The organism is Arthrobacter sp. CJ23 (assembly GCF_024741795.1).
Classification (GTDB): Bacteria; Actinomycetota; Actinomycetes; order Actinomycetales; family Micrococcaceae; genus Arthrobacter.
In genome coordinates, this window is record NZ_CP102950.1 from 1,197,380 (window position 1) to 1,222,238 (window position 24,859).

Sequence of the window (24,859 nt, forward strand, 5' to 3'; positions counted from 1 at the left end):
CAGCTGATGGCGACCGCCCACTGACGAACTGAAGCTATCGAACGCGTGACAACTTTGTAAAGAGTTGTTTCACGCTTTGTGATATCCGACTTTCAGATAGGCGGCGTGTCACGGAAGCTGTTGCGTGCCGTCGCGGTAGGCGCCAACGGGCTTGCCTCGGGTAAGTTAGAGACGTTGAAATCTGCAGACTTCAGGGAGATGCCCCGCCAATGGCAAAGATTATCTATACCCACACTGACGAAGCGCCGATGCTGGCCACCTATTCGTTCCTGCCGATTGTGGAAGCGTATGCCTCGACCGCAGGCGTGGAGATTGAAACCCGCGACATCTCGCTGGCCGGCCGGATCATCTCCGTCTTCGGCGACTTCCTGACCGAGGAACAGCAGATCGGCAACGCTCTGGCCGAACTCGGCGAGCTGGCAAAGCAGCCGGAAGCCAACATCATCAAGCTGCCCAACGTCAGCGCCTCCGTGCCGCAGCTCAAGGCCGCCATCGCCGAGCTCCAGGCCCAGGGCTACGCCCTGCCGGACTACCCGGACAGCCCCTCCTCGGACACCGAGACGGACATCCGCTCACGCTACGACAAGATCAAGGGCTCCGCTGTGAACCCGGTCCTGCGCGAGGGCAACTCCGACCGCCGCGCACCCCTGTCGGTCAAGAACTACGCCCGCCAGAACCCGCACTCCATGGGCGCCTGGACCGCCGAGTCCAAGACCAACGTGGCCACCATGGGCGCCAACGACTTCCGCTCCAACGAGAAGTCCGTTGTCATCGCTGCCGATGACGCCCTCACCATCCAGCTGGTCCGCGAAGACGGCACCGTCAAGGTCCTCAAGAAGGGCTTCCCGGTCCTGGCCGGCGAAGTGGTAGACGGCACCGTGCTGCGCGCCTCCGCCCTGGACGAGTTCCTGGCCGCCCAGGTAGTCCGCGCCAAGGAAGAAGGCGTGCTCTTCTCCGCCCACCTCAAGGCCACCATGATGAAGGTCTCGGACCCCATCATCTTCGGCCACGTGGTGCAGGCCTACTTCTCCGAGCTGTTTGAGACGTACGGCAAGCAGCTCGCAGCCGCTGGCATCAGCCCCAACAACGGTCTCGCCGCCATCCTCAGCGGCCTGGAAGACCTGCCCGAAGACGTCCGCGAAGGCGTCAAGGCAGCCATCGCCAAGGGCCTGGAAGACGGCCCCGCACTGGCCATGGTGGATTCCGACAAGGGCATCACCAGCCTCCACGTCCCGTCTGACATCATTGTTGACGCCTCCATGCCGGCAATGATCCGTTCCTCCGGCCACATGTGGGGCCCGGACGGCAAGGAAGCCGACACCCTCGCGGTCATCCCGGACAGCTGCTACGCCGGCGTCTACCAGACCGTGATCGACGACTGCCGTGCACACGGCGCCTTCGACCCCACCACCATGGGCACCGTCCCGAACGTTGGCCTCATGGCCCAGGCCGCCGAGGAATACGGCAGCCACGACAAGACGTTCGAGATCCAGGCCGCAGGCACCGTGCAGCTCGTTGACGGTTCCGGCAAGGTCCTGATCGAACACGAGGTTGCCCCGGGCGACATCTGGCGCGCCTGCCAGACCAAGGACATCCCCGTCCGCGACTGGGTCAAGCTGGCCGTCACCCGTGCCCGCGCCTCCCAGACCCCGGCCGTTTTCTGGCTCGATGAGACCCGCGCCCACGATGCCCAGCTCATCGCCAAGGTCCGCGAGTACCTTAAGGACTACGACACCGAGGGCCTGCAGATCGAGATCCTGGCCCCGGAAGCCGCCACGGCCTTCACCCTGGAGCGCATCCGCAAGGGCGAAGACACCATCTCGGTGACCGGCAACGTGCTCCGCGACTACCTCACGGACCTCTTCCCGATCCTCGAACTGGGCACCAGCGCCAAGATGCTCTCCGTGGTCCCGCTGATCAACGGCGGCGGCCTCTTCGAGACCGGTGCAGGCGGCTCCGCTCCGAAGCACGTCCAGCAGCTGGTCAAGGAAAACCACCTGCGCTGGGACAGCCTGGGTGAATTCCTGGCCCTGGCCGTCAGCTTCGAGCACCTGGCCACCACCACGGGCAACGCCCGCGCCCAGGTCCTGGCCGACACGCTGGACCGCGCCACGGGTACGTTCCTGCTGGAGGACAAGTCCCCCAAGCGCAGCGTCGGCCAGCTGGACAACCGCGGCAGCCACTTCTACCTGGCCACCTACTGGGCCCAGGAACTGGCCAAGCAGACCGAAGACGCAGAGCTCGCAGCTGCCTTCTCCGCCGTTGCCGAGGCGCTGACCTCCAACGAGGACACCATCGTGGGCGAGCTGAACGCCGTCCAGGGTTCCGGCGTCGAACTGGGCGGCTACTACCGCCCGGACGCAGCCAAGGCCGCCGAGATCATGCGCCCCTCGGCCACGTTCAACAAGGTCCTCGCGACGCTGAACTAGTCACGCGCTAGCCCAACTGACTCGCAATTGTGGTTGTTTTGAGAGCTCATTACAACCACAATTGCGAGTCAGTTGCTCCTTAACGGGTGGCCGAGAAGCGCTCCGGTGCCACGCCGCCGTCGACGATGTCTTTCAGCACCCGGCCGATAGCCGGCGTGAACTTGAAACCGTGGCCCGAGAAGCCGGCGCCCACCACCAGCGGACCGAAACGGTCCAGCACAAAATCCTCGTTGGGCGTGGTGGTGTAGGTGCAGCTGATGGGAACCGCTGAGGAGGGGTCGACGCCGGGAAGCCACTCTTGTGCGTAGCGCACCAGGGCTTCGAGCTGCTGGGGGACGGGCTCGAACGTGCGTTCGTCGGGATCCATGACGGGGCCGACGCCGTGCCATCCGGCCTTGACGCCTTCGCCCGGGGTGAGCATGCCGTAAACCGGGCTGTACCAGTACTTGTAGGCGGGATCGTCGGGGTCCGGGCTGTGGTTGAAACTGGGCCACACCACGGAGTTGTCCAACGGGGTGAAGTGGGCGGGCTGTTCCTGGGTTACCACCAGCGGCGGCAGTTTAGCCAGCCCGCCGATGACTTTGTTGGTCCACGCCCCTGCCGTGACCACCACGCGGCGGGCTGTGTACTCGGTGTCGTCCGTGACCACCAAAACCTGCTCGTCCCCGACAATCCGGATGTCCCGCACCGGCGTCGAGTACTTGAAGGCGGCCCCACGAGCCTCGGCGGACGTGCGCAAGGCCACCAGCGCCTCCGCGGCGCGGACCCGGCCGGCCTCCGGCACGAAGAGAACGTCGGTGCTGAAGTTCATGCCTTGCCAGCGGCCGGCGGCATCGGCAGCGGAGATGAAGTAGCTCTCGATGCCACGTTCCGCGTGGGCCTCATGGACCTGTGTCAGTCGGGAGACGTTGCCGTGATTCGCGAGCCCCACCAAGTCCAGGAGTGGCTTGCCGGTCTCCGCGGCGAGCTCATCCCAGAGGGTCCTGGCCTCGGTGACGAGGTCCAGGTAATCGGCCTCGGCATAGGCGGTGTTGAAGTTGCGGGTGGCGCCGTGGGAAGCGCCGATATGGTGGCCTTCCTCGAATTGCTCCAGGAGGATCACTGACTTGCCGCTGCGCGCCAGCTGCCATGCGGCTGCCGATCCCATTGCTCCTCCGCCGACAACTACGACGTCAACCTGCATGCCTGCTCCATCCACAGTGTCCAGCGGCCTCCGATCGAGACCACTTTCAATTCTGCCCGCCAGGGAGGCACTAAGGCGCGGTCGGCGCGGTGCTTGGCAGGCGGCGCCCGGCATGGAAGATTGGGACGGGTGAAATTCCTTCACCCGTCACCCACGTCCTCCGCCCGCGGCGCCACCATCCTCCGGGTGGTCTTCGGCGCCCTGATCATGGTGCACGGGCTGCAGAAGCTCGCCGCCGGGCACGCAGCCTTCGCCGCCTCCGTGGCGGCCATGGGGGTACAGAAGCCCGAGCTCATGGCCTGGCTGGTGATCGCCGGCGAGACAGGCCTCGGCCTGCTCCTGGTCCTGGGCGCGCTCACGCGCGTGGCAGGCTTCCTGGCCGCCGTCCTCTACGGGGGAATCTGGTTCGTCACCGAGGTGGGCAAGCCCCTGCTCACGGACAGGCCCGGCGTGAACGCCGAGCTGCTGATCGTCTACATCGCGATCTCCGTGGCCCTCGCCTTCATCGGGCCCGGCGCCCTGTCCGTGGACCGGAAACTGGCCCGGCAGGGCTCCGGCACCCGCCGCTAGCGGGGTGCCGGGGGCGCCTACCGGGCGTCGTTCGGGTACCGGATGCCCAGCTGGGCCCGGACGCCGTCGAACAGCCGCATGGTGTTCAGCGAATCCTCCAGCGGCATGACGGGGCTTTCCGTGAGGCCCTGCTGCACGCAGCGCGTCACCTCACGCAGTTCATAGGTATAGCCGATGCCCACGACGTCGAAGCGTTCGGTCCGCGGTTCGTCCCACCCCGTGCGGACCAGCAGTTCGCGCGGGTTGTTCACCGAGCCGTGCGTCTGCAGGTAGCCCAGGCTCGCTGCCACCGTGGCCACGCGCGGCCCATGGGCCACCAGCGAGGACGTCAGCTGGGCCTGCGCGCCGCTCGCGTAGCCCAGGGTCAGTGCGTTTTGGGTGTCCACGCCGTCGTTGTTCAGGGAACCCACCGCACTGACGGACTGCGGGAAGCCCAGGGTTCCCAACGCCCACAGCAGCGGGTAGACGGTCAGGTCCAGCAGCGCGCCGCCGCCGTCCTTGAGCGCCCAGATGCGCGCCGCCGGGTCGTACGGGGCCGGGAAACCGAGATCGGCGCTGACCCACTGGACCTCGCCGATTTCCCCGCTCGCCGCGATCGAAAACGCGCGCTGCATGCTCGGCAGGAATCGGCTCCAGACCGCCTCCATGAAGAACACCTTCTGCTCCCGGGCGAGCCGGACCAGCTCGGCGGCCTCGCGGGCGTTGATGGTCAGGGCCTTTTCGCAGAGGACGTGCTTGCCGGCGCGGAGCGCTGCCGAGGCAATCTCGAAGTGCTGCCCGTGCGGGGTGGCCACGTAGACCACGTCCACCAGTTCGTCGTCCACCAACCGCTGGTAGCCGGGCACTCCGGCGTGGTCCCCGTAGGCCTTGCTGAAGCCCCGCGACGCTGCGAAGGCGTCGGCCGCTTCCTGGCGCCGCGAACTGACCGCGTAAAGCTCGGCGTCCTCAAGCTGGGCGAGATCCTGGGACACGGAGTTGGCGATGCCTCCCGTGGCCACGACGCCCCAGCGCAGGCGCTTGCCGGTGGCGGCGCGCGGGTCTTGGTTGATCTGGCTGAACAGCCACGGTTTGGCAATATGCAGGCTCATGCCTGACATCCTTCCATCAATGCCCGGGCAGTGCGTCAAGTCACACGCATTGTGAATCTTGTTATGGCCCGCGTCTAGGCTGGTCACATCATCCCTCGCAGAGAGGTTCTGTGGGGAGTTACCGAATGGAGCAGGGATGGGGATTTTTCGTCGCATCATTTTGCCTGTGGCATGGTTGCTGGTTTTCGCAGTGATCGCAGTTGCCCTGGTGAAAATCGCGTTTGTGGACGGCCTGAAGCCGACGGCCTCCGAGCCCGGCCCCATGGCCCAGGTGGACATCCCGGTGATTCCGGCCACCCGCGCCACAGTCACCAACACAGTGCAGATCAAGGCCACCGTGCAGAGCGATGCCGGAGTGGCCATACGCAGCACGGCGGCAGGCAAAGTGGTGCAGACTTTCGTCGAGCCAGGCGTGGCCGTCACCAAGGGCGACCGGCTCTTCCAGATCGCGGCACAGCGGCAGAGCCAGCCGGTGGCCCCTTCGAAGGACGGCGGCATCCCGGCCCCTGCAGCGCCGGTCTACGACTACTTTGACGTGCTGGCACCGGCCGGGGGAACGCTGCACTCGCTGACCGTGCTCGAAGAGCAGCAGCTGAGCGTCGGCGAGACCGTGGGCAAGGTGGACCCCGGGACCTTCACCGTCTCGGGACCGGTCAATGCCGCCCAGCAGTACCGGCTGCTGGGGAAGCCCGGCTCGGCGGAGATCTCCCTTGTAGGTGGCCCGGCACCGTTCCAGTGCACCGGCGTGACGCTCAAGAACAACGCCTCCGACGACGCCGGGACCTCTTCCGCGCCGGGCGGCACCGGTGGCGTGGGCATGTTGGTCCCGGGAGCCTTGGCAGGCCCCGGATCCGGGGGTGCAACGCAGGACAGTGGACCGGCTACCGGCACGCTGAGCTGCGCCATTCCCGCAGGCCGGGAGGTCTTTGCCGGCCTTGGCGCCACCATGACGGTCACTGCCGGCGAGGCGAAGGACGTGGTGACGGTTCCGCTGACCTCCGTAAAGGGCAGCATCAAGGAAGGCCTCGTCTGGCTGGCTGGCACCGGTGCCCAGGGTGCCGGTGCTCAGGGAGCGGCCCCCGAACAGCGCACCGTGGCCCTCGGCCTCAACGACGGCACCAAGGTGGAGGTTATTTCCGGGCTGGCCGAGGGCGAGCAGATCCTTGAATTCGTGCCGGGGGCCCCTGCGCAGATGCAGGGACCCGGCATGGCCGGGCCCGGCGGCGCCGTGTACGGCCCGGCAGGCGGCTGAGCGTGGAGACCCTCGTCAGCCTCAGGGGCGTCACCCGGAGCGTGGTCCTGCCGGACGATCAGGAGCTGCACATCTTGCGAGGTGTTGACTTCGAGGTCCGCAGCGGCGACCATACCGCCATCATCGGCCGTTCCGGCTGCGGCAAGTCCACCCTGTTGAACCTGCTGGGACTGCTGGACGTGCCCACCTCCGGCGAACTGGACTTCCAGGGCGTCCCCGTGCGGCAGCTGCGCGGCAACGCCAGGGCACGGTTGCGCGGTTCCACCGTGGGCTTCGTGTTCCAGCAGTTCAACCTGCTCCAGGGCCGGAGCGCCCTGGACAACGTCATCACCCCGCTCCTGTACGCGAAAGGCCGGGATTTCTGGCGCCGCCGCGACATCGCCATGGACATGTTGGACCGGGTGGGCCTGGCGGAGCGTGCCCAGACCATGCCGAACATGCTCTCCGGCGGGGAGCAGCAGCGGGTGGCGATCGCCCGGGCACTGGTCCGCAGGCCGCGGCTCATCCTGGCCGACGAACCGACCGGTGCCCTGGACGTGGAGACGGGCCAGGCCGTCATGTCGCTCCTGGACACTGTGGCCTCCGAAACGGCGGCGCTGGTGACCATCACCCACGATGCCAACGTGGCAGCCTTGGCCCGTGCCTGCTACCGGCTCGACGCCGGTGTCCTCTCCGAACTGAACACCGGCACCCACGCCGGGCTGAGCACCCACCAGGCGGCGGGGGTGGGCGCATGACCGGCTTCGTCTCCACGCTCGTCGAAGCCTGGCAGGAACTGCGGATCAACAAGGTCCGCATCCTGCTCGCGCTTCTGGGCGTGGCCCTGTCCGTGGCCGCGCTGACGTCCGTGGTGGGCCTGGGCAACCTGGCCCGCGAAGGCATGAAGGCCATGTCCGAACGCAACGGAGGCCGGACGGCAACCGTGGGGCTCAGCGTCAACGGACCCACGCCGCCGGACCCGGCGCAGCTGGAAAAGAGCTTCCAGGGAATTGTCAGCCGCTATGGCATCACCTACTCCACGCATGTGGGGCAGGCACAGGGCAGCTTCCAGTTCCCCCGGGGGGTGCAGCAGGTGCAGGTGACCGTGGTGGACCCCGGCTACGGGGTCCACCACCGCGTGGAGCTGCGGCGGGGCTCATGGTTCGCCGCGGATGATGAGCAGAGGCTGGCACCTGCCGTCGTCGTCTCGGAAGCCTTCTACAACGCCGCCGGACGCCCGGACCTTGCCCGCAACCCCACGGTGAAGATCACCGGCGAGCAGGAAACCACGGCGGTGGTCATCGGCGTCGTACCGGACTCCTATCCGGATATGCCGCCCAGTGCGTTCATGCTGGGGTCCGGGGCCGAGCTTGCCGGAATCGAACCCATGCACGGCGACTTCAAGGTGTGGGTACAGGACGGCCAGGCGGAGGCCCTGCTCGCGGCAATGAAGGCGGACCTGCAATCCGAATACCCGGACATGTACGCCAACGCCTACCGGATGGACTACGCCGCCAACGGCGATCCCTTCGCCGTCGCCCAGCTGGCCGTGGGCGGCGTCGCGGGACTGGTGTTGCTGCTTGGTGCCGTGGGGATGCTGAACATCTCCATGGTCACCGTGCGCTACCGGGTCCGGGAAATCGGTATCCGGCGCAGCTTCGGCGCCACCTCCGGACGCATCTTCGTGGGCGTCATGATGGAGTCCGTGGTGGCGACGGCCGTGGCCGGGCTAGCCGGCGTGATGCTGGCCGTTGCCGTGGTGAAGCATCCCTGGATTGAATCCAGGATTGCCCCCGCCCTCAGCGAGTACCCTGCCTTCCCCGTGGAGGCGGCGCTCTTCGGCCTGGGAGCCGCCGTCCTTGTGGGTGCACTCGCCGGCGCCATCCCGGCGCTGGTGGCGGTCCGCGTGAAAGTGATCGACGCGATCAGGTTCTGACATCAGGTTCTGACGGCCGTCTTGAGCAGGGCAGGCGTTTCCTCGCTCAGCCGGCCCTGGTGGAGGCGGAAACGCCGCTCGGTCTTCTGGGCGAGGCTGCGATCGTGCGTGACCACCAGGATGGTGGTGTTGTGGTCGCGGCTCAGGGAACTGAGCAGCTCGATGATGTGTTCGCCGGTCTGCTCGTCCAGGTTCCCCGTGGGTTCGTCGGCCAGGATGAGCTTGGGCTCGTTGGCCAGGGCCCGGGCGATGGCCACGCGCTGCTGCTCGCCGCCGGACAGGCGGTTCACGCGGCGGCCGTGCTTGTCCGGGTCCAGCTGGACCTGCTCCAGCAGGGCCCGGGCGCGCTGCAGCCGGGCCGCGCGGCGGACCCCGGCGAACTCCATCGGCAGCATGACGTTGTCCACGGCCGTGAGGTTGGGGATGAGGTTGAACTGCTGGAACACGAAGCCGATATCGCGCCGCCGGTACTCGGTGAGCTTGCCGTCCGGCATCCCGGCGAGGCTGACGCCGTCCACCACCACGTCCCCGCTGGTGGGCTTGTCCAGGGCGCCCAGGAGCGAGAGCAGGGTGCTCTTGCCGCTGCCGCTCTTGCCCACGATGGACGCCAGCGTGCCCTTCCCGAGCTCGAAACTGACTCCGTTGACCGGCTTGATGGTGCGGTCCCCGGACTTGAACTGGCGGACCAGGTCCTTGACTTCAATCATGGCTATTCTCCTCGGAGGACTTCGATGGGACGGATGCGGGCCGTCAGCAGCGCGGGGATGAGCGCGCCCACTACGGCCACCGCGAACACTGCGGCGATGCCGGCGGCGATGACGCCGGGGGAGGCGCTCGCCGTGACGGAGGTGAGCAGCTGGGTGGCCCCGCCGAAGGGGTTCCCGCCGGGGCCAGCGGCGCCGCCGCCCGGAAAGCCGCCGCCGGCGATACCGCCGGCAACGCGCTGGCCGGCGCCCGCCGTCGTCGTGGTGGTGGCGCTGGAACTGATCAGCGCGGACGCGATGCTGCCGCTGGCGAAGGACGCGACGGCGGCGCCCACCATGCTGCCCATGGCCACCAGGACCAGGGACTCGAGCACGAACTGCAGCCCGATGGTGCGGTTGCGGGCCCCGATCGCCTTGAGCACGCCGATTTCGCTGCGGCGCTCGCGGACCAGCATCACCATGATGAGCAGGATGATGAGCCCGGCCGTGGCCAGAGCCGCGATGAACGCGACGAGGGAGATGTTCTTGACGCTGTCGAGGGAGCTGACGGCGGTTTGCAGGTTGCGCTGGCCCTGCGTGACGTCGGCCTTGTCCGTGCCGAGGGCGGCCTGGACGGCGGTCTTGGCGGCGTCCACGTTTTCCATGCTGTTGACCGTGACGATCATGCTGGAGAGCTCGTCCGGGGCTTCGGCCAGGGCCTGGGCCTCGGGCAGGGTCAGGTAGACGGCGTTGTTGCCGAAGGCGGTGCCGGCGTCGAAGATGCCCGCCACGGTGTAGCTCTTGTCCTGGATGGTGAACGTGGAGCCGACGCTGAGCGAATTCTTCTCGGCGAGCGTGGTGCCGACGAGCGCCGTGGCTTGGGCGGCGCCGTAGTCGCCCAGGCCGGTGCCGCTGGTGATGTCCAGGGCCTTGCCGGTGCTGTCCACCTCGGCGCCGATGCCGGTGGCCGTGATGGGAAGCGTGAAGGTGCGCGCGGGCTGGGTGCCTCCTGTTGAGCCCGTGCCGCCGCTGGAGTTGTTGCGGTTGCCGAGGGTGCCGGCGTCGATGGCCGCCGTGAGGTTGGTGCTGACGGCGGTGGCCTGCCCGCCGGGACCGCCCGCGCCGCCCGGACCGGCAGCGGTGGTGCCGCCCGCGCCCGTGGTGGCGTCCGTCGTCGTGGTCTGCAGGCGGAGGGCCTTGGTGCCCACCACAGAGGAAACGTTGGGGACGGCCGCCGCCGTCGCAGCCTCGGCCGAGGTGAGCGGCTCGCCGCCACCTTCGAAGCCCTGGCCGCCCGCCGGGTTGACCGTGAGCGTGGTGCCCACCGAGGCGTTGAGCTCCTGGACCTTGGCACCCACGGCCTGGTTGGCCACGAGCATGGCCAATGCCAGGCCGATGGCGACGGCCAGCACGGCCACCACCGCCGCGGTTCTGATCTTGTTGCGGAAGGCATTGCCTACGCTTCGGGCGAGGACGCTCACATTTCTCCTTGGGACCTGGCCCGCCTGATGCAGGGCCTCTGCTCCCACAGTGCTGAGCGCTGCTGTGCGGGGACGGTGGTGTTCCTATGCGTGGGCTGTGAAGCGTGTGGCAGGACCGGGCAGCCGTCCGGCCAAAAGCACGCGGGCACAGCGAAGGCCCCGGTCCGCCGTTGCTGGCGGCCCGGGGCCTGGCTGTCGGGAGACTGCCCGGGGGCGACTACTTGGTGATCGGGCCGAGAACCGGATCGTCCGTGTAGGCCGTCTTGACGTTGGCCTGGGTCACGATCGCCGGCGGCAGCAGGAACGCCGGGACGCGCTTGAACTCGTTCTTGTAGTTGCGGTTGTCGTTGATTTCCAAGGCGACGCCAAGCTGCAGGTCCTTGATCATGGTGATGGTGTGTTCCACGATCTTGCGGGTGTCCTTGTTGATGGTGGAGTACTGCTCGCCCGCCATGATGGACTTCACGGATTCCACCTCGGAGTCCTGTCCGGTGACCACCGGAACCTGCTTGCCGGCGCTCTTGATGGAGGTGATGACGGCGCGGGCAAGGGTGTCGTTGGGGGACAGCACGCCGTCCAGCTCAGTGGAGGAGTAGCTGCCGGAGAGCAGGGAGTCCATCCGCTTCTGGGCGTTTTCCGCCTTCCAGTCCTGCGTGACCGCCTTCTGGAAGTCGGCCTGTCCGGAGACAACCTTCAGGGTGCCGTCGTCGATCTTCGGCTGCAGGACGCTCATGGCACCATCGAAGAACACCTTCGAGTTGGCGTCGTCCGGGGAACCAGCGAAGAGCTCCACGTTGTATGGCCCCGCCTTCTTGGCCTGCATGCCGGCCAGCAGCGCCTGGCCCTGCAGTTCACCGACCTTGAAGTTGTCGTAGGCCACGTAGTAGTCCACGGCCTTGGTGTTGGTCAGCATCCGGTCATAGGCAATGATGACTGCGCCGGCGTCCTTGGCCTGCTGCAGCTGCGTGCCCAGCTGGGCACCGTCAACGGCACCCACCACGATCACCTTGGCGCCGGAGGTGATCATCGTGGAGATCTGGTTCTGCTGGTCCGGAACACCATTGTTGGCGAACTGCACGTTGGCCTTGAAACCTGCCGAGGACAGGCCATCGTTGAACAGCTTCTCTGCCAGCGTCCAGTTCTCACTGGTCTTCTTGGGAAGCGCGACGCCGATCACGGAGTCCTGCGCGAAACCGGACAGTGCGGTGCCCGCCTTGGCGGCTTCGGCGTCGACGTCGGACCGGCCGCATCCTGTCAGGGAGAGCGTGGCGACAGCCGCGAGGACGGTCAGGGTCTTTGCGATTTTACGCATATGGGTGTCTCTTTCTTGGTCCAATAGCAGCCGGCTGCACCGGCCGCCGTCGCGGTCTATTTGGCTGACTCGGCTGGTTCTGCGGGGTGGATGATGTCGGAGATCTTTTCGATCTCTTTTTCCGTGGTGGGCGGCTGGTTGGAGCGCAGGCCGTTCATGAGCATCCCGATGATGGAGCGGCGGCCCTGGCTCTTGTTGTACACATCGATGGCCACGGCGATCAGGAGCACCAGACCCTTGATGATCGACTGCAGGTCGGCGCCCACGCTGAGCAGCTGGAGGCCGTTGTTCAGCACCGCCATGACCAGGCCACCGACGATGGAGCCGATCACGGTGCCGACGCCGCCGCTCACTGCGGCGCCGCCGATGAAGACGGCGGCAATGGCATCAAGTTCCCAGCCGATGCCGTCGGCCGGACCGGAGCTGGTGGAACGGGCCACGAACATCATGCCGGCCAGCGCGGCCATGATGGACATGTTCATCATGACCATGAAGTTGACCTTCTTGGACTGCACGCCGGACAGTTCGGCCGCGTGGCGGTTGCCACCCACGGCGTAGACGTGGCGGCCCAGGATGGTCTTGCTGGTGATGAACACGTAGAGCGCCACCAGGCCCACCAGGATGAGGCCGGAGACGGGGAAGGAGGTTCCGTAGCGGCCGGTGGAGAACAGCCAGGTGACGTACAGGATGGCGCCGGAGAGCAGCACGAGCCGCACCACGGGAACCCAGAGCGGGTCCGGGGTGGCGCCGGTGCGGGCCGCGACGCGGCGGTTGCGGAGTTCCGAGAAGACCAGAGCGGCGATCAACAGGAAACCGAGGATGACGGTGGGGGCGTTGTAGCGGGCGAAGTCGCCAATTTCCGGCAGGAAGCCCGCTCCCATGGCACGGAATTCGTCGGGCACCGGCACGGTCAGGGACTTGCCCACGAACTGGTTGGCGCCGCGGAACAGCAGCATGCCGGCCAGGGTGACGATGAACGCGGGAATGCCCACGTAGGCCACCCAGAAGCCCTGCCAGGCGCCGATGACGGCGCCCAGGGCCAGGCCGAGCAGGATGCCGAGATACCAGGGGATGCCCCAGTCGCGCATGGCGATGGCCACCACGATGCCGACGGCGGCTGCCACGGAGCCCACGGACAGGTCGATGTGGCCGGCGATGATGACCAGCACCATGCCGATGGCCAGGACCAGGATGTAGGAGTTGCCGTTGAACAGGTTGATCATGTTGGTGGGCGTCAGGACCTTGCCGCCGGTGAAAAGCTGGAAGAACAGCACGAGTGCCACGAGGGCAATGATCATGCCGAACTGGCGGGTGTCACCGCCGAAAATCCTTTTGAGTGCATTCATAGTGGTTCCGTCCTCGGGCTTAAGCGGTCTGTGCTGTGGGGGCGGCGTTGTTGCCGCTGCGGGTGGCTGAGGTCATGAGGCGCATCAGGTTTTCCTGGGTGGCCTGTTCCTTGTCCAGGACCCCCGTGATGGCGCCTTCAAAAATGGTGTAGATCCGGTCCGAGAGGCCCAGGAGCTCGGGCAGTTCGGAGGAGATCACAATGACTCCCTTTCCCTGCTGGGCCAGCTGCTGGATGATGCCGTAGATCTCGTACTTGGCGCCGACGTCGATGCCGCGCGTTGGTTCGTCGAGGATGAGCAGGTCCGGGTCGGTGAACATCCACTTGGCCAGGACCACTTTTTGCTGGTTGCCGCCGGAGAGCTTGGCCACGCCTTCGTTCACCGTGGGCGCCTTGGTCCGCAGGCTCTTGCGGTACCCCTCGGCCACCGTGAATTCCCGCCGCTTGTCCACCACCAGGCCCTTGGTGATGGCCTTGAGGTTCGCCGCCACAGTGGTGGTCTTGATGTCGTCCAGCAGGTTCAGGCCCAGGCTCTTGCGGTCCTCCGTCACATAGGCCAGCCCGGCCTTGATGGCCTGCGGGACGTTCCTGATGTGGATTTCCTCGCCGTTCTTGAAGACCTTCCCGGAGATGAAGTTGCCGTAGGAGCGGCCGAAGAGGGAGCGGGCGAGTTCGGTGCGGCCCGCGCCCATGAGCCCGGCGAAACCCACGATCTCGCCGCGGCGCACGGTGAAGCTCGAGTCCTTGCAGACGAGCCGGTCCGCCACCTGCGGGTGGCCGACGGTCCAGCCGCGGACCTCGAACAGCACCTCGCCGATGTCCGGAACGTGCTCCGGGAAGCGCGATTCGAGCGAGCGGCCCACCATGCCCTTGATGATCCGGTCCTCGTCCACACCATCGGCAACGACGTTGAGGGTCTCGATCGACTTGCCGTCACGGATAATGGTGATCTCGTCCGCGATCTGCTCGATCTCGTTGAGCTTGTGGGAAATGATGATCGAGGTGATGCCCCTGCCCTTGAGGCCCAGCATCAGGTCCAGCAGGTGCTGGGAGTCCGATTCGTTCAGGGCCGCGGTGGGCTCGTCCAGGATCAGGAGCTTCACGGACTTGTTCAGGGCCTTGGCGATTTCCACCAGCTGCTGCTTGCCGACGCCGATTTCCTTGACGGGGGTGTCCGGATCCTCGCGCAGGCCCACGCGGGCCAGCAGCTCGATGGACCGCTGGCGGGCCTCGCCCCAGTTGATCACTCCGCGGCGGGCCGGCTCGTTGCCCAGGAAGATGTTCTCCATGATGGAGAGCTCCGGGATCAGGGCCAGTTCCTGGTGGATGATCACGATGCCGGCGGCTTCACTGGCGCGGATGTCCTTGAACTGCTGGACTTCTGCCTGGTAGACGATGTCGCCGGTGTAGCTGCCGTAGGGGTAGACGCCGGAGAGGACCTTCATCAGGGTGGACTTGCCGGCGCCGTTCTCACCGCAGATTGCGTGGATTTCACCTGCCTTGACCCGCAGGTTCACGTTGGACAGAGCCTTCACGCCCGGGAATTCCTTGGTGATGGATTGCATCTCCAGGATGACCGGGCCGCCTTGCGTATCGGGGTTCGTCATGAGCCCTCACGCCTCCAATGCATGACTTCGTTGTCGTCCCCGTTTGAACGGGCTGTCTGATCAGAAAGTAAACTGGATCACAGGTCTTGTCGTCAAGACTTGAACGCAAGAACCGCGTGTCGGCCCGCGTGTCGGCCTGTCAGTTCCGCGTGATTCCGGCCTGCTGGAACACCAGGGCGGCAGCGCCCAGGGCCTCGGCGCGGGCGCCCAGGGAGGACATCGCGAGGTGCGTGGATTCGCCCACCACGGGTACCGCATGGCGCACCAGGCCGCGCCTGATGGGGTCCAGCAGCAGGTCACCGAGCCCGGCCAGCGGGCCGCCCACCACGATCACCTCGGGGTTGATCAGGTTGGCGACATTGCCCAGGGCGCGGCCCACGGCGAGGCCGGCGTCGTCCACGATCCGCTGGGTCGCGTTGTCCCCGGCCAGGCAGTTGCGCACGATCGCCTCGGGCGTCAGGAGCTCCTCCCGGCCCCGCCCCAGGAGCTCGATCATGGTGGTGGTGGAGGCGATGGTTTCGAGGCAGCCGCGGTTGCCACAGCGGCAGATGAGACCGTGTTCGTGGATGGTGGCGTGGCCGATTTCGCCGGTGATTCCCACGTTCCCGTAGTACGGTGCGCCGTTGAGGATGAGGCCGGCGCCGATGCCCGAACCGATCTTCAGGAACATCAGGTTGGCGACGCCGCTGTGCGGCCCCCACGTGACCTCGGATAGGGCGCCCAGATTGGCGTCGTTGTCAACAAACACGGGGAATTGAAGGGCTTCCTCGAGCCGGTGGAGGATGTCGATTCCCACCCATTCCGGCAGGATCGCGCCCTGTGCCACGGTGCCGGTGCGGCGGTCGATGGGGCCCGGAATGCCGGCCCCCGCACCCACCACCGCGCGCCGTTCCACGCCGCTTTCGCGCAGCAGCTTTTCGAGCAGCCCGACGGCGGCCGAGATGCCTTCCTCTGCGTGGTGGCCCAAGGGAAGTTCGACGGATTCCTCGGCGATGATGTTGTAGCCCAGCGAGGCCAGCACCACGCGCAGGTGGCGGCGGCCGAAGTCGATCCCGACGGCCACCGCACCGTTGCTGTTGAGCCTCACGTTGAGTGCCCGGCGGCCGGAGCTCGTGGTGGGTTCCGTGGACACGAGCCCGGCATCCTGCATGATCTTGACGATGTTCGACACCGTGGCCGTGGACAGGCCCGTCTGCCGCGACAGCTCGGCCTGGGTGGATGGCCCGCTCAGGAGGCATTCGATGATGCGCTGCTGGTTGAGGTGGCGCAGGGCTGACTGCGAGCCTGGGTTCCTGGGTGGGCTCTTCGTCGAGCGCTGCGTTGCGGGCATGAAAGACAGCGTGCCGCAAAGCATCCTTGGAGTCAAGAAATGAACGCAAAACCGGAGCGGCCCCGGGGCATCATGAAAAGCGCGACCCGGCCGGACCGGCAAGGGCGATGTGTCCCGGAGCGCCCGCCCGCGGGTCCATTTGCCCCGTGGGCGTGGCCCTGGGGCTGGCTACGCTGGAAACAAGAACAGTCCCCGACGGCGAGAATCCCGGGGAACAGGCGCTATCAAGGTGGTAATGATGCTGCTATCCGTCCTGCAGGCCAACGCGGCAGTCCTGGACGTCGAGGCCAATCTGCGGACAATCGACGCAGCAGCCCTGCGCTCCTCCCAGGCCGGCGCCGGGCTCCTCCTGACGCCCGAACTTTTCCCCGTGGGCTACGCCCCGCTGCGGCTCCATGCCGAATTCGATCCGGCTGCCCTCCCCGGTATCCGGGAGCGCCTGGCCGGCATCGCCCGGGCCCACGGCATCGGCCTGGTTTACAGCCTCCCGGCCGTTTCCCCCGACGGCGGGTGGCACATCACCGCCACGCTCATCGATTCCCGGGGAACGGAGCTGCTGCACTACGCCAAGGTACACCTCTTCGGCGCGGAGGAACGCAAGGCCTTTTCGGCCGCCCAAGCAGCCCCCGGCGTCGTGGATTTCAACGGCATCCGGACTTCGCTGCTGATCTGCTACGACGTCGAGTTCCCCGAGGCGGTCCGCGCCGCGGCCACCCGCGGGGCCGAACTGCTGCTGGTGCCCACGGCGCTGTCCGCCGGATTCGATGCCGTGCCGCAGCTGCTGATCCGGGCCAGGGCGCTCGAAAGCCAGCTCAACATCGCCTACGCCAACCACAGCGGGCACGAGGACACCTACGAGTTCGGCGGCGGCAGCGTCGTGGCAGGTCCGGACGGCGCCCTGCTCGCCGCCGCAGGGGACTCCGCGGTGCTGTTGTTCGCCGAGGTCTCCACCGGGAGCGTGCACACGGCCCGGGAGCAGGTGCCGTACCTGCGGGAACGCCGCCCGGAGCTCTACGGTGCCTGGGAGTCGGGCTTGGATACTCCCTAGGCCTCCCCGGCCCGCAGCAGTTCCTCCGTGTACTGCAGGGCAATCCACAGCTCGGCGCGCACTTGCGCCTGGTTCAGGTCCATCTCCAGCAGCTCGGCCAGGATGCCGATCTGGCGCCGCACGCTGTTGCGGTGCAGGCCGAGCAGCTTTGCCGAACCGTCCCAGCTGCCGTTTTCGCCGAGCCAGCCGCGCAAGACCCCCAGGAGCGGATCGCGCCGCTCGGGCTCCAGTGCCAGCACAGGCTGCAGCAAGCGCTGAGCAAGCATGGTGCCCGCCTCCCGGCCCAGCAGCCCGGCGACGGACCACGTGACCTCATCCACCCGGGCGCTCCTGCCGCTGGACTGCACGCGCGCCCGCAGCGACGTGGCCCGCTGGTAGGCGGCCGCCAACCCTGCCAGCTCCGTGGGGTCGCCGATCACCAGGCGCCAGCCCAGTTTTTCGACGTCCGCCAGCAGGGCGTCGTCCACCTTGAGCCGGGTGACCGCCGTGAAGCCGTAGTCCGTGATCTCCACGAGCTTTGTGTCGAACATTCGCCGCCACTGCAGCAGCTCCCGCACCGGGCCGTCGCCGGCGGGCCAGTCCGGCGCATCCACCTTGATGCCCTGGACCACGCGCATGGGGGCCGAACGGGTGGAGGACAGGCTCTGCGCAAGGAGGTCCTTGAGGCCATTGACGTGCCGGGTGCCGCCGCTGCTGAGGCTTTCCGGATGCAATAGCATAGCCGTGGCCAGCTGGCTCGGGGCCAGTGAACCGCTGGTGCGCTGCCGCACCAGCAGCTCGAGCAGCCCGACGGCGGACTGCACCACGTTGTTCTGCGCCGGCGTCAGGGGAGCGTCGGAGCCCAGGATCAGCGCGCCCAGGTTGGCATCCTTGGTGCTGCGCAGCGGGTGGCCGAACACCCGGGCCGAGCCGGGGAGATCGAAACCGTCCATCTCCACGCGGGGCCCGCTGCCGGAGAGCAAGCGCTCCAGCATGGGGGCCAGCAGCGAAAGCTCGACGCCGGTGCTGCCGCCGGCGGCGTGCCCGCGCGCGCGGACCCTGCCGTCCGCACCGAGCAGCAGGGCCCACACGGGGGCCTGCCGAACCAGCACCGCGAGCAGCTCGTGTTCCGGGCGGGGGGAGAGAACCGCGCGCATGAGCTGGCGGTTGGTGTCGGCAAGCTGGCGGAACACCCTGGCGTTGTCCGATTCCAGGAGCTGGGAGAACTCCAGCCCGATCGCGGCGAACGGGATCGACTCCGGGACCTCCAGCAGCGTCAGATTGTGGCGCCGGCAGGCCTCGAGCAGTTCACGGGGTACGGCGTCGAAATAGGGCCGGATCCCGAAGCCAAGCGCCGCCACCTTGGCCCCCACCAGCCGCCGCACGTAGGCATCCACATTTGTGCTGGAACCGCCCTCGCCCAGGAAGGGCAGCCCGGCCGTGAGCAGGAACTCGCCCTCCGGCAGGTAGGGGGTGGGGTCATCCAGCTCGCTGGGCTCCACCCAGCGCAGCAGCTCGGCGCCGCTGCCGCCGTCGTGAAGCATCTTCAACTCCGGCGGCAGCTGCTCCAGGAACTGCTCAAGCGTGACAAAGCTCAGGCGTGCGGCGGCGGGTTCAAGCGACATTGCCGTGCCCGGCGCCGGCCGGCTCCTGGTAGTCCGGGCATTCGTAGGCGCTGCTCCCGTACACGCGGGGGAGCCGGGGGGCGATCCGGTTGATGATCTCGTCCCCGTGGCTGCCGATGGCGGCGCCCCAGTCGTCGGCGCTCGCGGCCCCGTGGGCGGGATCGCCGAACAGCACGGCGGTATCGCCCACGGCGATGCCCGGGGCGTCGGGCCCCAGGTCCACCATGAACTGGTCCATGCACACTTTCCCGATGACCGGGACGGTCCGGCCGCCGATCTGCACCAGGCTGCGTCCGCTGATGCCCTTGGGAATGCCGTCCGCATAGCCCAGCGGGATGAGTCCCAGGTACCGGGGCTCGTACGTGATGGCCTGGTGCTCGTAGCTGACGCCCGTCCCGGCGGGGACCTTCTTCACCATGACCAGCGGTGCCGTGACGCTCAGCGCCGGGCGGAGGCCGAAGTCCGCCGGATTGAGATGGTCGGCCGGTGCGAGGCCGTAGATGGCCAGGCCGGCGCGGACCATGTCGAAGTGGAATTCAGGCCGGTCAAGGATGTTGGCCGAGCTGGAGACGTGGCGCAGTTCGGGGTCCAGCCCGGAGGCCCGGGCCCCGGCCACAGCGTCTTCGAACTCCGCAACTGCCGCAGCATTGCCAGGGTGCGCGGGCACATCGGCCCATGCCAAGTGCGTCCAAATGCCGCGGACTCTCAGGGTCCCGTCGAGTTCCGCCTGCCGTGCTTGCGCTACGAGCTCGGCCCAGTCCTCCTTGCGCGCGCCGCCACGGCTCAGCCCGCTGTCGAGTTCCAAATGCACGACGGCGGGCCGGCCCAGCTGCCGGGCGATGCCTGCGAGCACCTCGAGTTGGCCGATGCTTCCCAGGGAGACATCGACGTCGTATTCGAGGGCTTCGCGGATGGTCGCACTTGTCTGGGATGCCAGATACAGCCAAGAAAGAATCGGCGCTGTGATGCCGGCCTTCCTCAGCGCGATGGCCTCTGTGAGCTGAGCGGTGCCCAGCCAGTCGGCCCCGGAATTGACTGCAGTCCGGGCTACTTCCACCAGCCCGTGGCCATAGGCGTTGCCCTTGACGACGGCCATGAAGAACGGTGCTTCGGTGCGCTTTTTCAGGGCTTTGATGTTGTCTGAAATCGCGGACAAGTCGACCTTGACCTGACCGGAAAGGGCCGTTGAAGCGGCCTCATGAATGGGTGCATTACGTCTCATGGTTGACCACTATAGGTCATTTTGCACCAGCATGAGAGTTGGCTCACATGCCAGTCTTGTGGAGGGAAACCGAAACTACTCTGAAGGGACGTCAACGGTGACTGTGCCTGTCAACACCAAAGACTCAACCGCGGCCGGCGTTGCCAGGCCGGGCCTGGGCGCTCAGCTTTTGCGCCGCAAGCCGATTGGCCAGATGGTCAGCGAAGCCGGAAGCAGCGAGGGCGGCACGCCGCTGGTGCGCAGCTTCGGCGTCCTGCAGCTGACCATGATCAGCGTCGGGGCCACGCTCGGTACCGGCATCCTGGTCATCCTGGGCGAATCCGTGCCACTGGCCGGTCCGGCGATCTGGATCTCCTTCGTCATCGCCGGCCTGGCTGCGCTCCTCTCGGCAGTGTCCTACGCCGAAATGGCCGGACTGGTGCCCGTGGCGGGTTCCAGCTATTCGTACTCCTACGCCACCATGGGCGAGGGAATGGCCTGGATCTGTGGCTGGTGCCTCGTCCTGGAATACGCCGTGTCCGTCGCCGCGGTTGCCGTGGGCGCCGGGCAGTACGTCAACGAAACACTGGCCGCCTTTGGGCAGTTCCTGCCGGATGCGATGAGCCAGCCGCCGGGAGACGGTGGCGTGGTGAACGTGCCCGCCATGGTCATCGTGGTACTTGCCATGATTCTGCTAGTCCGGGGCGCACGTGAAAGTGCGTGGATCAACACCGCCATCGTCATCCTTAAAGTCGGCATCCTGGTCTTCTTCTGCGCAGTGGCCTTCACCGCCTTCAACACGGGCAACTTCGAGCCGCTCCTGCCGATGGGCGCTGCGGGTGTGTCCGCCGCAGCGTCAAGCGTCTTCTTCTCCTACATCGGCTTCGATGCCGCCTCCACTGCCGGCGAGGAAGCCCGGAACCCCAAGCGTGATCTGCCCCGCGCCATCATGCTCTCCATGGTGATCGTCACGAGCATCTACGTGCTGGTTGCGGTCGCCGCCATCGGGGCCCGCCCCTGGGGTTGGTTCGACGGTACTGAAGCTGCCCTGGTGCAGATACTTCACGAGATCACCGGGCAGCCCTGGATGGCGCTGGTCTTCTCTGCCGGCGCCGTACTCGCCATTGCCAGCATCGTGCTCACCGTTCTCTACGGCCAGACGCGAATCCTGCTCTCGATGTCCCGCGACGGCATGGTGCCCAAGGTGTTCGGTCGTGTCTCCCGCCGCACCGGCACCCCGGTTGCCGGGACGCTCATTGTGGGTACCGCCGTCGCACTCACCGCTGGCTTGGTCCCGCTGGGTGCATTGGCAGACGCCACCAGCATCGGCACGCTGTTCGCTTTCGCGCTCGTCAACGTCGCCGTTATCTATCTCCGGCGCAACCGCCCCGATCTTGAGCGGAGCTTCCGGGTCCCGCTGTACCCGATCACGCCGGTGCTGGGCACCCTGATGTGTGCCTATCTGATGCTCAACCTCGGCGCCGACACCTGGATTACCTTCGGCGTCTGGATGCTGGTGGGCGCCGCCTTCTACTTCGGCTATGGACGCCGGAACTCCAAGGTAGCCGCGCTCAGTGAGCAGGACTACCGTGAACTGACCACCAGGGCCGTGAGCCCGGAACCTGTGAAAGCAGCAAACTCATGACCATCGCCACCGAGTTGACCACCGAGTTGACCACCGAACTCGCCCCCGGGACTGCCGAAGCTGTCGCGGCCCCGTCCGCGGATGCCCCCATCACCATGCTGAACCCGGACTTCCCGTTCAGCTACGACCACTACCTGGCACACCCGGACGGCCTCGGCGCTGTGCCCCCGGAGCTGTACGGCACGGAGGTGGCCGTGATCGGCGCCGGGCTGTCCGGGCTGGTCACCGCCTACGAGCTCATGAAGCTCGGGCTCAAGCCCGTGGTCTTCGAGGCGGACCAGATCGGCGGCCGCCTGCGGACGGCCAGCTTCCCCTCCGCGCCCGGCGTGGTGGCAGACCTGGGCGGCATGCGCTTCCCGGTCTCCGGCAAGGCGTTCTACCACTATGTGGATCTCCTGGGCCTGGACACGCAGGACTTCCCGAACCCGCTGGCCCCGGCCACCTCCAGCACCGTCATCGAGCTCGCCGGCAAGAAACACTACGCGGCCACGGCTGACGAGCTCCCGGAGTTCTTCCACGAGGTCGCCGCCGCCTGGAAGGCCGCCGTCAACGACGGCGCCGCCTTCAGCGAAATGCAGGAGGCCATCAAGGCCCGCGACACCAAGCGGATCAAGGAACTGTGGAACGCCCTGCTCCCGCAGTTGGACGAGCAGACGTTCTACGGCTTCATCGCCGCCAGCGAGTCCTTCAAGGAAGCCGGCTTCGCCCACCGCGAGGCCTTCGGGCAGGTCGGCTTCGGCACCGGCGGCTGGGACACCGACTTCCCCAACTCCATCCTGGAAATCCTGCGGGTGGTCTACACGGACGCCGACGACCAGCACCGTCTCATCACCGGGGGAGCGCAGCGGCTGCCGGAAGCGCTCTGGCACCACGCGCCGTCGGGCATGGCCCACTGGCCCGAGGGCACTTCCCTGGCCTCCCTGCACTCCGGTTCCCCGCGCGGCGCCGTGGACAACATCAGCCGTGCGGACAACGGCGAGCTCCTGGTGCGCGAGCGCTGGGGCCGCGAAACCGCCTACCCCGCCGTGGTGACCACGTGCCAGTCCTGGCTGCTGTCTACGCGCATCCACACCGAGGAGTCGCTGTTCCCCTCGGAGCTGTGGACCGCCATCGAGCGCAGCCACTACATGCAGTCGTCCAAGACGTTCGTGATGGTGGACCGGCCGTTCTGGAAGGACATCGACCCCAAGACGGGCCGCGAAACGCTGTCCATGACACTCACGGACCGGCTCAACCGGGCGACGTACCTGCTCGACGACGGCCCGGACAAGCCCGCCGTGATCCTGCTGTCCTACACGTGGAACGACGATGCCCTGAAGTGGCTCTCGCTCAGCGCCGAGGAGCGCGTCAAGCTCATGCTGCACTCCCTGGAACAGATCTACCCCGGTGTGGACATCGCCAGCCACATCGTGGGCCAGCCGATCACGGTGTCCTGGGAGGCCGACCCCAACTTCATGGGCGCGTTCAAGGCCAACCTGCCGGGGCACTACCGCTACCAGCAGCGCCTGTTCACGCACTTCAAGCAGGACAAGCTGCCGGAGAGCCAGCGCGGCATCTTCCTGGCCGGGGACGACGTCTCGTTCACCGCAGGCTGGGCCGAAGGTGCCGTCACCACGGGCCTGAACGCCGTCTGGGGCGTGGTGAACCACCTCGGTGGAGCCTCGCACACCGGCAACCCGGGTCCCGGCGAGCTGCTGGACGAACTGGGCCCCATCAGCCTGGACTGACCCGGCACAAAAGTTGCGGGGCCCGCTCTGCTTTCCTGGAGGACCTCCAGGAAAGCAGAGCGGGCCCCGCATTGCGGGTTCTAGGCCAATTCTGCGTGCATCTCCCGGTGCGCCGCGGCGAGTTCCCGGTAGTGGGCCGCGTTGTGCTTGACGCCCTCGAACTCTTCGTCGCTCAGCTCGCGGCGGACCTTGGCCGGGACGCCGGCTACCAGGGAACGCGGCGGGATGATGGTCCCTTCGAGGACCACGGCACCGGCAGCGATGAGCGAGCCGGTCCCGATCACGGCGCCGTTAAGGATGGTGGCGCTCATGCCGATGAGGCAGTCGTCCTCCACCGTGCAGCCGTGCACCACCGCAGAGTGCCCCACGCTGACACGCTCGCCCACCGTGCAGGGGAAGCCGGGATCGGCGTGCAGGACCACGTTGTCCTGCAGGTTCGAACCGGCGCCCACGCTGATGGCAGCGGTGTCCGCGCGCACGGAGACGCCGTAGAAGGCACTGGAGTTTTCGCCCAGGCTGGCCTTGCCGATGATCGACGCGGTGGGTGCCACGAAGGCGGAGTCATGGATGGCCGGGGTATCCCCGGCGAAAGTGTAAGAGGGAGCCATGACCCCAGCTTATTTCCCAACTAGGGGACAGCACACGTCGCTACAAGCACTCATAGCGACTCATAGCGACATGTGCTGTCCCTTAGTTGGGTCAGGGCGTGCGCAGCACCAGGAACTGGTAGTGCTGCACCCATTGCCCCGCGCCTGGGCCGGATTCGTCGCCCGTTCCTTCGGGCCAGGTCCGGAAGTGTTCCACGGTGCCGTGCTCGCCGAAGATCCCCTGCACGGTCTCGTCGCTGCGGCGGCTGAAGAACCGCCGGGGTTCCTCCAGGTCCTCCGGGTTGAGGACCTCTTCATCGTCACCTGACCAGAGCCCGACGGCGATCGGCGCGCCGGGTGCGCTGACCCGCACGAGTTCGCCGGCGACGTCGTGGATTCTGCTGTTGGGGACGTGCAAAAGGGTGCTCATCGTCCACACGGCAGGGAAGGCGCCGTCCGGGAACGGGAGGCTGCGCCCGCTGGCGACTGTGGCGTCGAGTCCGTTGCCGCGGGCCAGGTGGATGCTTTCCTCGGACAGGTCCACGCCGGTGTAGTGCAGTCCTGCCCGGACGAACTCCAAACCTTCGACGCCGGTACCGCAACCCAGTTCGAACACCGCGTGCCGGTGCTCGTCCTTGAGCAGGCGGATGAACCACTCGCGGCATTCGACCCGGTGCGGAGTCAGGGAACGCGTGTTCCGGACCGGAGCCTGGCGGTCGTAGAACGCGGCGAGGTCTGCCTCGTGCTCGGCTGGTTCAGGGATGCCCTGCATGGGTCCAGCCTAGAACGCCCAACTGGCTGGCAGTAGTGGTTGTTCTGGGGGCTCAGAACAACCACTACTGCGAGTTACTT

Annotated in this window: 20 protein-coding genes; 8 read left to right on the forward strand and 12 right to left on the reverse strand. The window is 67.0% G+C overall.

Going from position 1 to position 24,859, the window contains the following annotated elements:
- Nucleotides 1–209 precede the first annotated feature (209 nt).
- Nucleotides 210–2,429 (forward strand): NADP-dependent isocitrate dehydrogenase, encoded by a 2,220-nt coding sequence (locus NVV90_RS05375; protein ID WP_258440162.1) that lies wholly within the window; start codon nt 210–212, stop codon nt 2,427–2,429.
- 79 nt (nt 2,430–2,508) lie between these two features.
- Here NVV90_RS05375 and NVV90_RS05380 read toward each other — a convergent pair whose 3' ends face one another.
- On the reverse strand, nt 2,509–3,612 hold the full coding sequence (locus NVV90_RS05380) for an FAD-dependent oxidoreductase (protein ID WP_258440163.1): 1,104 nt from the start codon (nt 3,610–3,612) through the stop codon (nt 2,509–2,511).
- Between the two features lie 129 nt (nt 3,613–3,741).
- Here NVV90_RS05380 and NVV90_RS05385 point away from each other — a divergent pair, with 129 nt between their 5' ends.
- Complete coding sequence (locus NVV90_RS05385) at nt 3,742–4,182, forward strand: DoxX family protein (protein ID WP_258440164.1); 441 nt, start codon at nt 3,742–3,744, stop codon at nt 4,180–4,182.
- Between the two features lie 17 nt (nt 4,183–4,199).
- On the opposite strand, the gene NVV90_RS05390 is transcribed toward NVV90_RS05385, so the two are convergent.
- A complete protein-coding gene (locus NVV90_RS05390) occupies nt 4,200–5,270 on the reverse strand; it encodes a Gfo/Idh/MocA family protein (RefSeq protein WP_258440165.1) in 1,071 nt (356 codons plus the stop codon).
- A gap of 166 nt (nt 5,271–5,436) precedes the next feature.
- Between NVV90_RS05390 and NVV90_RS05395 the strand changes: the two genes are divergently transcribed.
- The 3 genes from NVV90_RS05395 to NVV90_RS05405 are packed head-to-tail and all read left to right on the forward strand — an operon-like array spanning nt 5,437 to nt 8,437.
- Nucleotides 5,437–6,522 carry a hypothetical protein gene (locus NVV90_RS05395; RefSeq protein WP_258440166.1) on the forward strand — a complete coding sequence of 362 codons (1,086 nt, stop codon included), beginning with the start codon at nt 5,437–5,439 and terminating at the stop codon, nt 6,520–6,522.
- Nucleotides 6,519–7,259 carry an ABC transporter ATP-binding protein gene (locus tag NVV90_RS05400; RefSeq protein WP_258441078.1) on the forward strand — a complete coding sequence of 247 codons (741 nt, stop codon included), beginning with the start codon at nt 6,519–6,521 and terminating at the stop codon, nt 7,257–7,259. The genes NVV90_RS05395 and NVV90_RS05400 overlap by 4 nt, the downstream gene beginning before the upstream one ends.
- On the forward strand, nt 7,256–8,437 hold the full coding sequence (locus NVV90_RS05405) for an ABC transporter permease (protein ID WP_258440168.1): 1,182 nt from the start codon (nt 7,256–7,258) through the stop codon (nt 8,435–8,437). The genes NVV90_RS05400 and NVV90_RS05405 overlap by 4 nt, the downstream gene beginning before the upstream one ends.
- A gap of 2 nt (nt 8,438–8,439) precedes the next feature.
- Here the strand turns inward: NVV90_RS05405 and NVV90_RS05410 are convergent, their stop codons facing one another.
- The 6 genes from NVV90_RS05410 to NVV90_RS05435 form a co-directional block, all read right to left on the reverse strand.
- Entirely contained in the window at nt 8,440–9,144 is a 705-nt protein-coding gene (locus NVV90_RS05410) for an ABC transporter ATP-binding protein (RefSeq protein WP_258440169.1), read from the reverse strand.
- Between the two features lie 2 nt (nt 9,145–9,146).
- Nucleotides 9,147–10,601, reverse strand: a complete 1,455-nt coding sequence (locus NVV90_RS05415) for an ABC transporter permease (protein WP_258440170.1) — start codon at nt 10,599–10,601, stop codon at nt 9,147–9,149.
- A 217-nt stretch (nt 10,602–10,818) separates the two neighbouring features.
- On the reverse strand, nt 10,819–11,913 hold the full coding sequence (locus NVV90_RS05420) for a sugar-binding protein (protein ID WP_258440171.1): 1,095 nt from the start codon (nt 11,911–11,913) through the stop codon (nt 10,819–10,821).
- A gap of 56 nt (nt 11,914–11,969) precedes the next feature.
- Nucleotides 11,970–13,259, reverse strand: coding sequence for a multiple monosaccharide ABC transporter permease (mmsB, locus tag NVV90_RS05425; protein WP_258440172.1), 1,290 nt, complete (start codon nt 13,257–13,259; stop codon nt 11,970–11,972).
- Between the two features lie 19 nt (nt 13,260–13,278).
- On the reverse strand, nt 13,279–14,865 hold the full coding sequence (gene mmsA / locus NVV90_RS05430; RefSeq protein WP_258440173.1) for a multiple monosaccharide ABC transporter ATP-binding protein: 1,587 nt from the start codon (nt 14,863–14,865) through the stop codon (nt 13,279–13,281).
- A gap of 139 nt (nt 14,866–15,004) precedes the next feature.
- Nucleotides 15,005–16,195, reverse strand: coding sequence for an ROK family transcriptional regulator (locus tag NVV90_RS05435; RefSeq protein ID WP_258440174.1), 1,191 nt, complete (start codon nt 16,193–16,195; stop codon nt 15,005–15,007).
- A gap of 235 nt (nt 16,196–16,430) precedes the next feature.
- On the opposite strand from NVV90_RS05435, the gene NVV90_RS05440 reads away from it, so the two are divergent.
- Nucleotides 16,431–17,243, forward strand: coding sequence for a carbon-nitrogen hydrolase family protein (locus NVV90_RS05440; protein WP_396125346.1), 813 nt, complete (start codon nt 16,431–16,433; stop codon nt 17,241–17,243).
- Here the strand turns inward: NVV90_RS05440 and NVV90_RS05445 are convergent.
- A complete protein-coding gene (locus tag NVV90_RS05445; protein WP_258440175.1) occupies nt 17,240–18,847 on the reverse strand; it encodes a PucR family transcriptional regulator in 1,608 nt (535 codons plus the stop codon). The two genes, NVV90_RS05440 and NVV90_RS05445, sit on opposite strands and share 4 nt — an antisense overlap.
- Nucleotides 18,837–20,069 (reverse strand): alanine racemase, encoded by a 1,233-nt coding sequence (gene alr, locus NVV90_RS05450; RefSeq protein WP_258440176.1) that lies wholly within the window; start codon nt 20,067–20,069, stop codon nt 18,837–18,839. Before alr ends, NVV90_RS05445 begins: the two co-directional genes overlap by 11 nt.
- A 193-nt stretch (nt 20,070–20,262) precedes the next feature.
- On the opposite strand from alr, the gene NVV90_RS05455 reads away from it, so the two are divergent.
- Both NVV90_RS05455 and NVV90_RS05460 read left to right on the forward strand, forming a co-directional pair.
- Complete coding sequence (locus NVV90_RS05455; RefSeq protein WP_258441080.1) at nt 20,263–21,693, forward strand: amino acid permease; 1,431 nt, start codon at nt 20,263–20,265, stop codon at nt 21,691–21,693.
- Nucleotides 21,690–23,420 carry an NAD(P)/FAD-dependent oxidoreductase gene (locus NVV90_RS05460; protein ID WP_258440177.1) on the forward strand — a complete coding sequence of 577 codons (1,731 nt, stop codon included), beginning with the start codon at nt 21,690–21,692 and terminating at the stop codon, nt 23,418–23,420. The genes NVV90_RS05455 and NVV90_RS05460 overlap by 4 nt, the downstream gene beginning before the upstream one ends.
- A gap of 80 nt (nt 23,421–23,500) precedes the next feature.
- Here the strand turns inward: NVV90_RS05460 and NVV90_RS05465 are convergent, their stop codons facing one another.
- Together NVV90_RS05465 and NVV90_RS05470 are read right to left on the reverse strand one after the other, a co-directional pair.
- On the reverse strand, nt 23,501–24,028 hold the full coding sequence (locus NVV90_RS05465; protein ID WP_258440178.1) for a gamma carbonic anhydrase family protein: 528 nt from the start codon (nt 24,026–24,028) through the stop codon (nt 23,501–23,503).
- 91 nt (nt 24,029–24,119) lie between these two features.
- A complete protein-coding gene (locus NVV90_RS05470) occupies nt 24,120–24,779 on the reverse strand; it encodes a class I SAM-dependent methyltransferase (protein ID WP_258440179.1) in 660 nt (219 codons plus the stop codon).
- Nucleotides 24,780–24,859: the final 80 nt, after the last annotated feature.

Excerpts from the sequence above, each read along its gene's own strand:
- NVV90_RS05375 (WP_258440162.1), top strand. The coding sequence starts at position 210 with ATGGCAAAGATTATCTATACCCACACTGACGAAGCGCCGATGCTGGCC.
- NVV90_RS05380 (WP_258440163.1), bottom strand. The coding sequence starts at position 3,612 with ATGCAGGTTGACGTCGTAGTTGTCGGCGGAGGAGCAATGGGATCGGCA.
- NVV90_RS05390 (WP_258440165.1), bottom strand. The coding sequence starts at position 5,270 with ATGAGCCTGCATATTGCCAAACCGTGGCTGTTCAGCCAGATCAACCAA.
- NVV90_RS05405 (WP_258440168.1), top strand. The coding sequence starts at position 7,256 with ATGACCGGCTTCGTCTCCACGCTCGTCGAAGCCTGGCAGGAACTGCGG.
- NVV90_RS05410 (WP_258440169.1), bottom strand. The coding sequence starts at position 9,144 with ATGATTGAAGTCAAGGACCTGGTCCGCCAGTTCAAGTCCGGGGACCGC.
- NVV90_RS05420 (WP_258440171.1), bottom strand. The coding sequence starts at position 11,913 with ATGCGTAAAATCGCAAAGACCCTGACCGTCCTCGCGGCTGTCGCCACG.
- mmsB (WP_258440172.1), bottom strand. The coding sequence starts at position 13,259 with ATGAATGCACTCAAAAGGATTTTCGGCGGTGACACCCGCCAGTTCGGC.
- mmsA (WP_258440173.1), bottom strand. The coding sequence starts at position 14,865 with ATGACGAACCCCGATACGCAAGGCGGCCCGGTCATCCTGGAGATGCAA.
- NVV90_RS05435 (WP_258440174.1), bottom strand. The coding sequence starts at position 16,195 with ATGCCCGCAACGCAGCGCTCGACGAAGAGCCCACCCAGGAACCCAGGC.
- NVV90_RS05440 (WP_396125346.1), top strand. The coding sequence starts at position 16,431 with ATGATGCTGCTATCCGTCCTGCAGGCCAACGCGGCAGTCCTGGACGTC.
- NVV90_RS05445 (WP_258440175.1), bottom strand. The coding sequence starts at position 18,847 with ATGTCGCTTGAACCCGCCGCCGCACGCCTGAGCTTTGTCACGCTTGAG.
- alr (WP_258440176.1), bottom strand. The coding sequence starts at position 20,069 with ATGAGACGTAATGCACCCATTCATGAGGCCGCTTCAACGGCCCTTTCC.
- NVV90_RS05455 (WP_258441080.1), top strand. The coding sequence starts at position 20,263 with ATGGTCAGCGAAGCCGGAAGCAGCGAGGGCGGCACGCCGCTGGTGCGC.
- NVV90_RS05460 (WP_258440177.1), top strand. The coding sequence starts at position 21,690 with ATGACCATCGCCACCGAGTTGACCACCGAGTTGACCACCGAACTCGCC.
- NVV90_RS05465 (WP_258440178.1), bottom strand. The coding sequence starts at position 24,028 with ATGGCTCCCTCTTACACTTTCGCCGGGGATACCCCGGCCATCCATGAC.
- NVV90_RS05470 (WP_258440179.1), bottom strand. The coding sequence starts at position 24,779 with ATGCAGGGCATCCCTGAACCAGCCGAGCACGAGGCAGACCTCGCCGCG.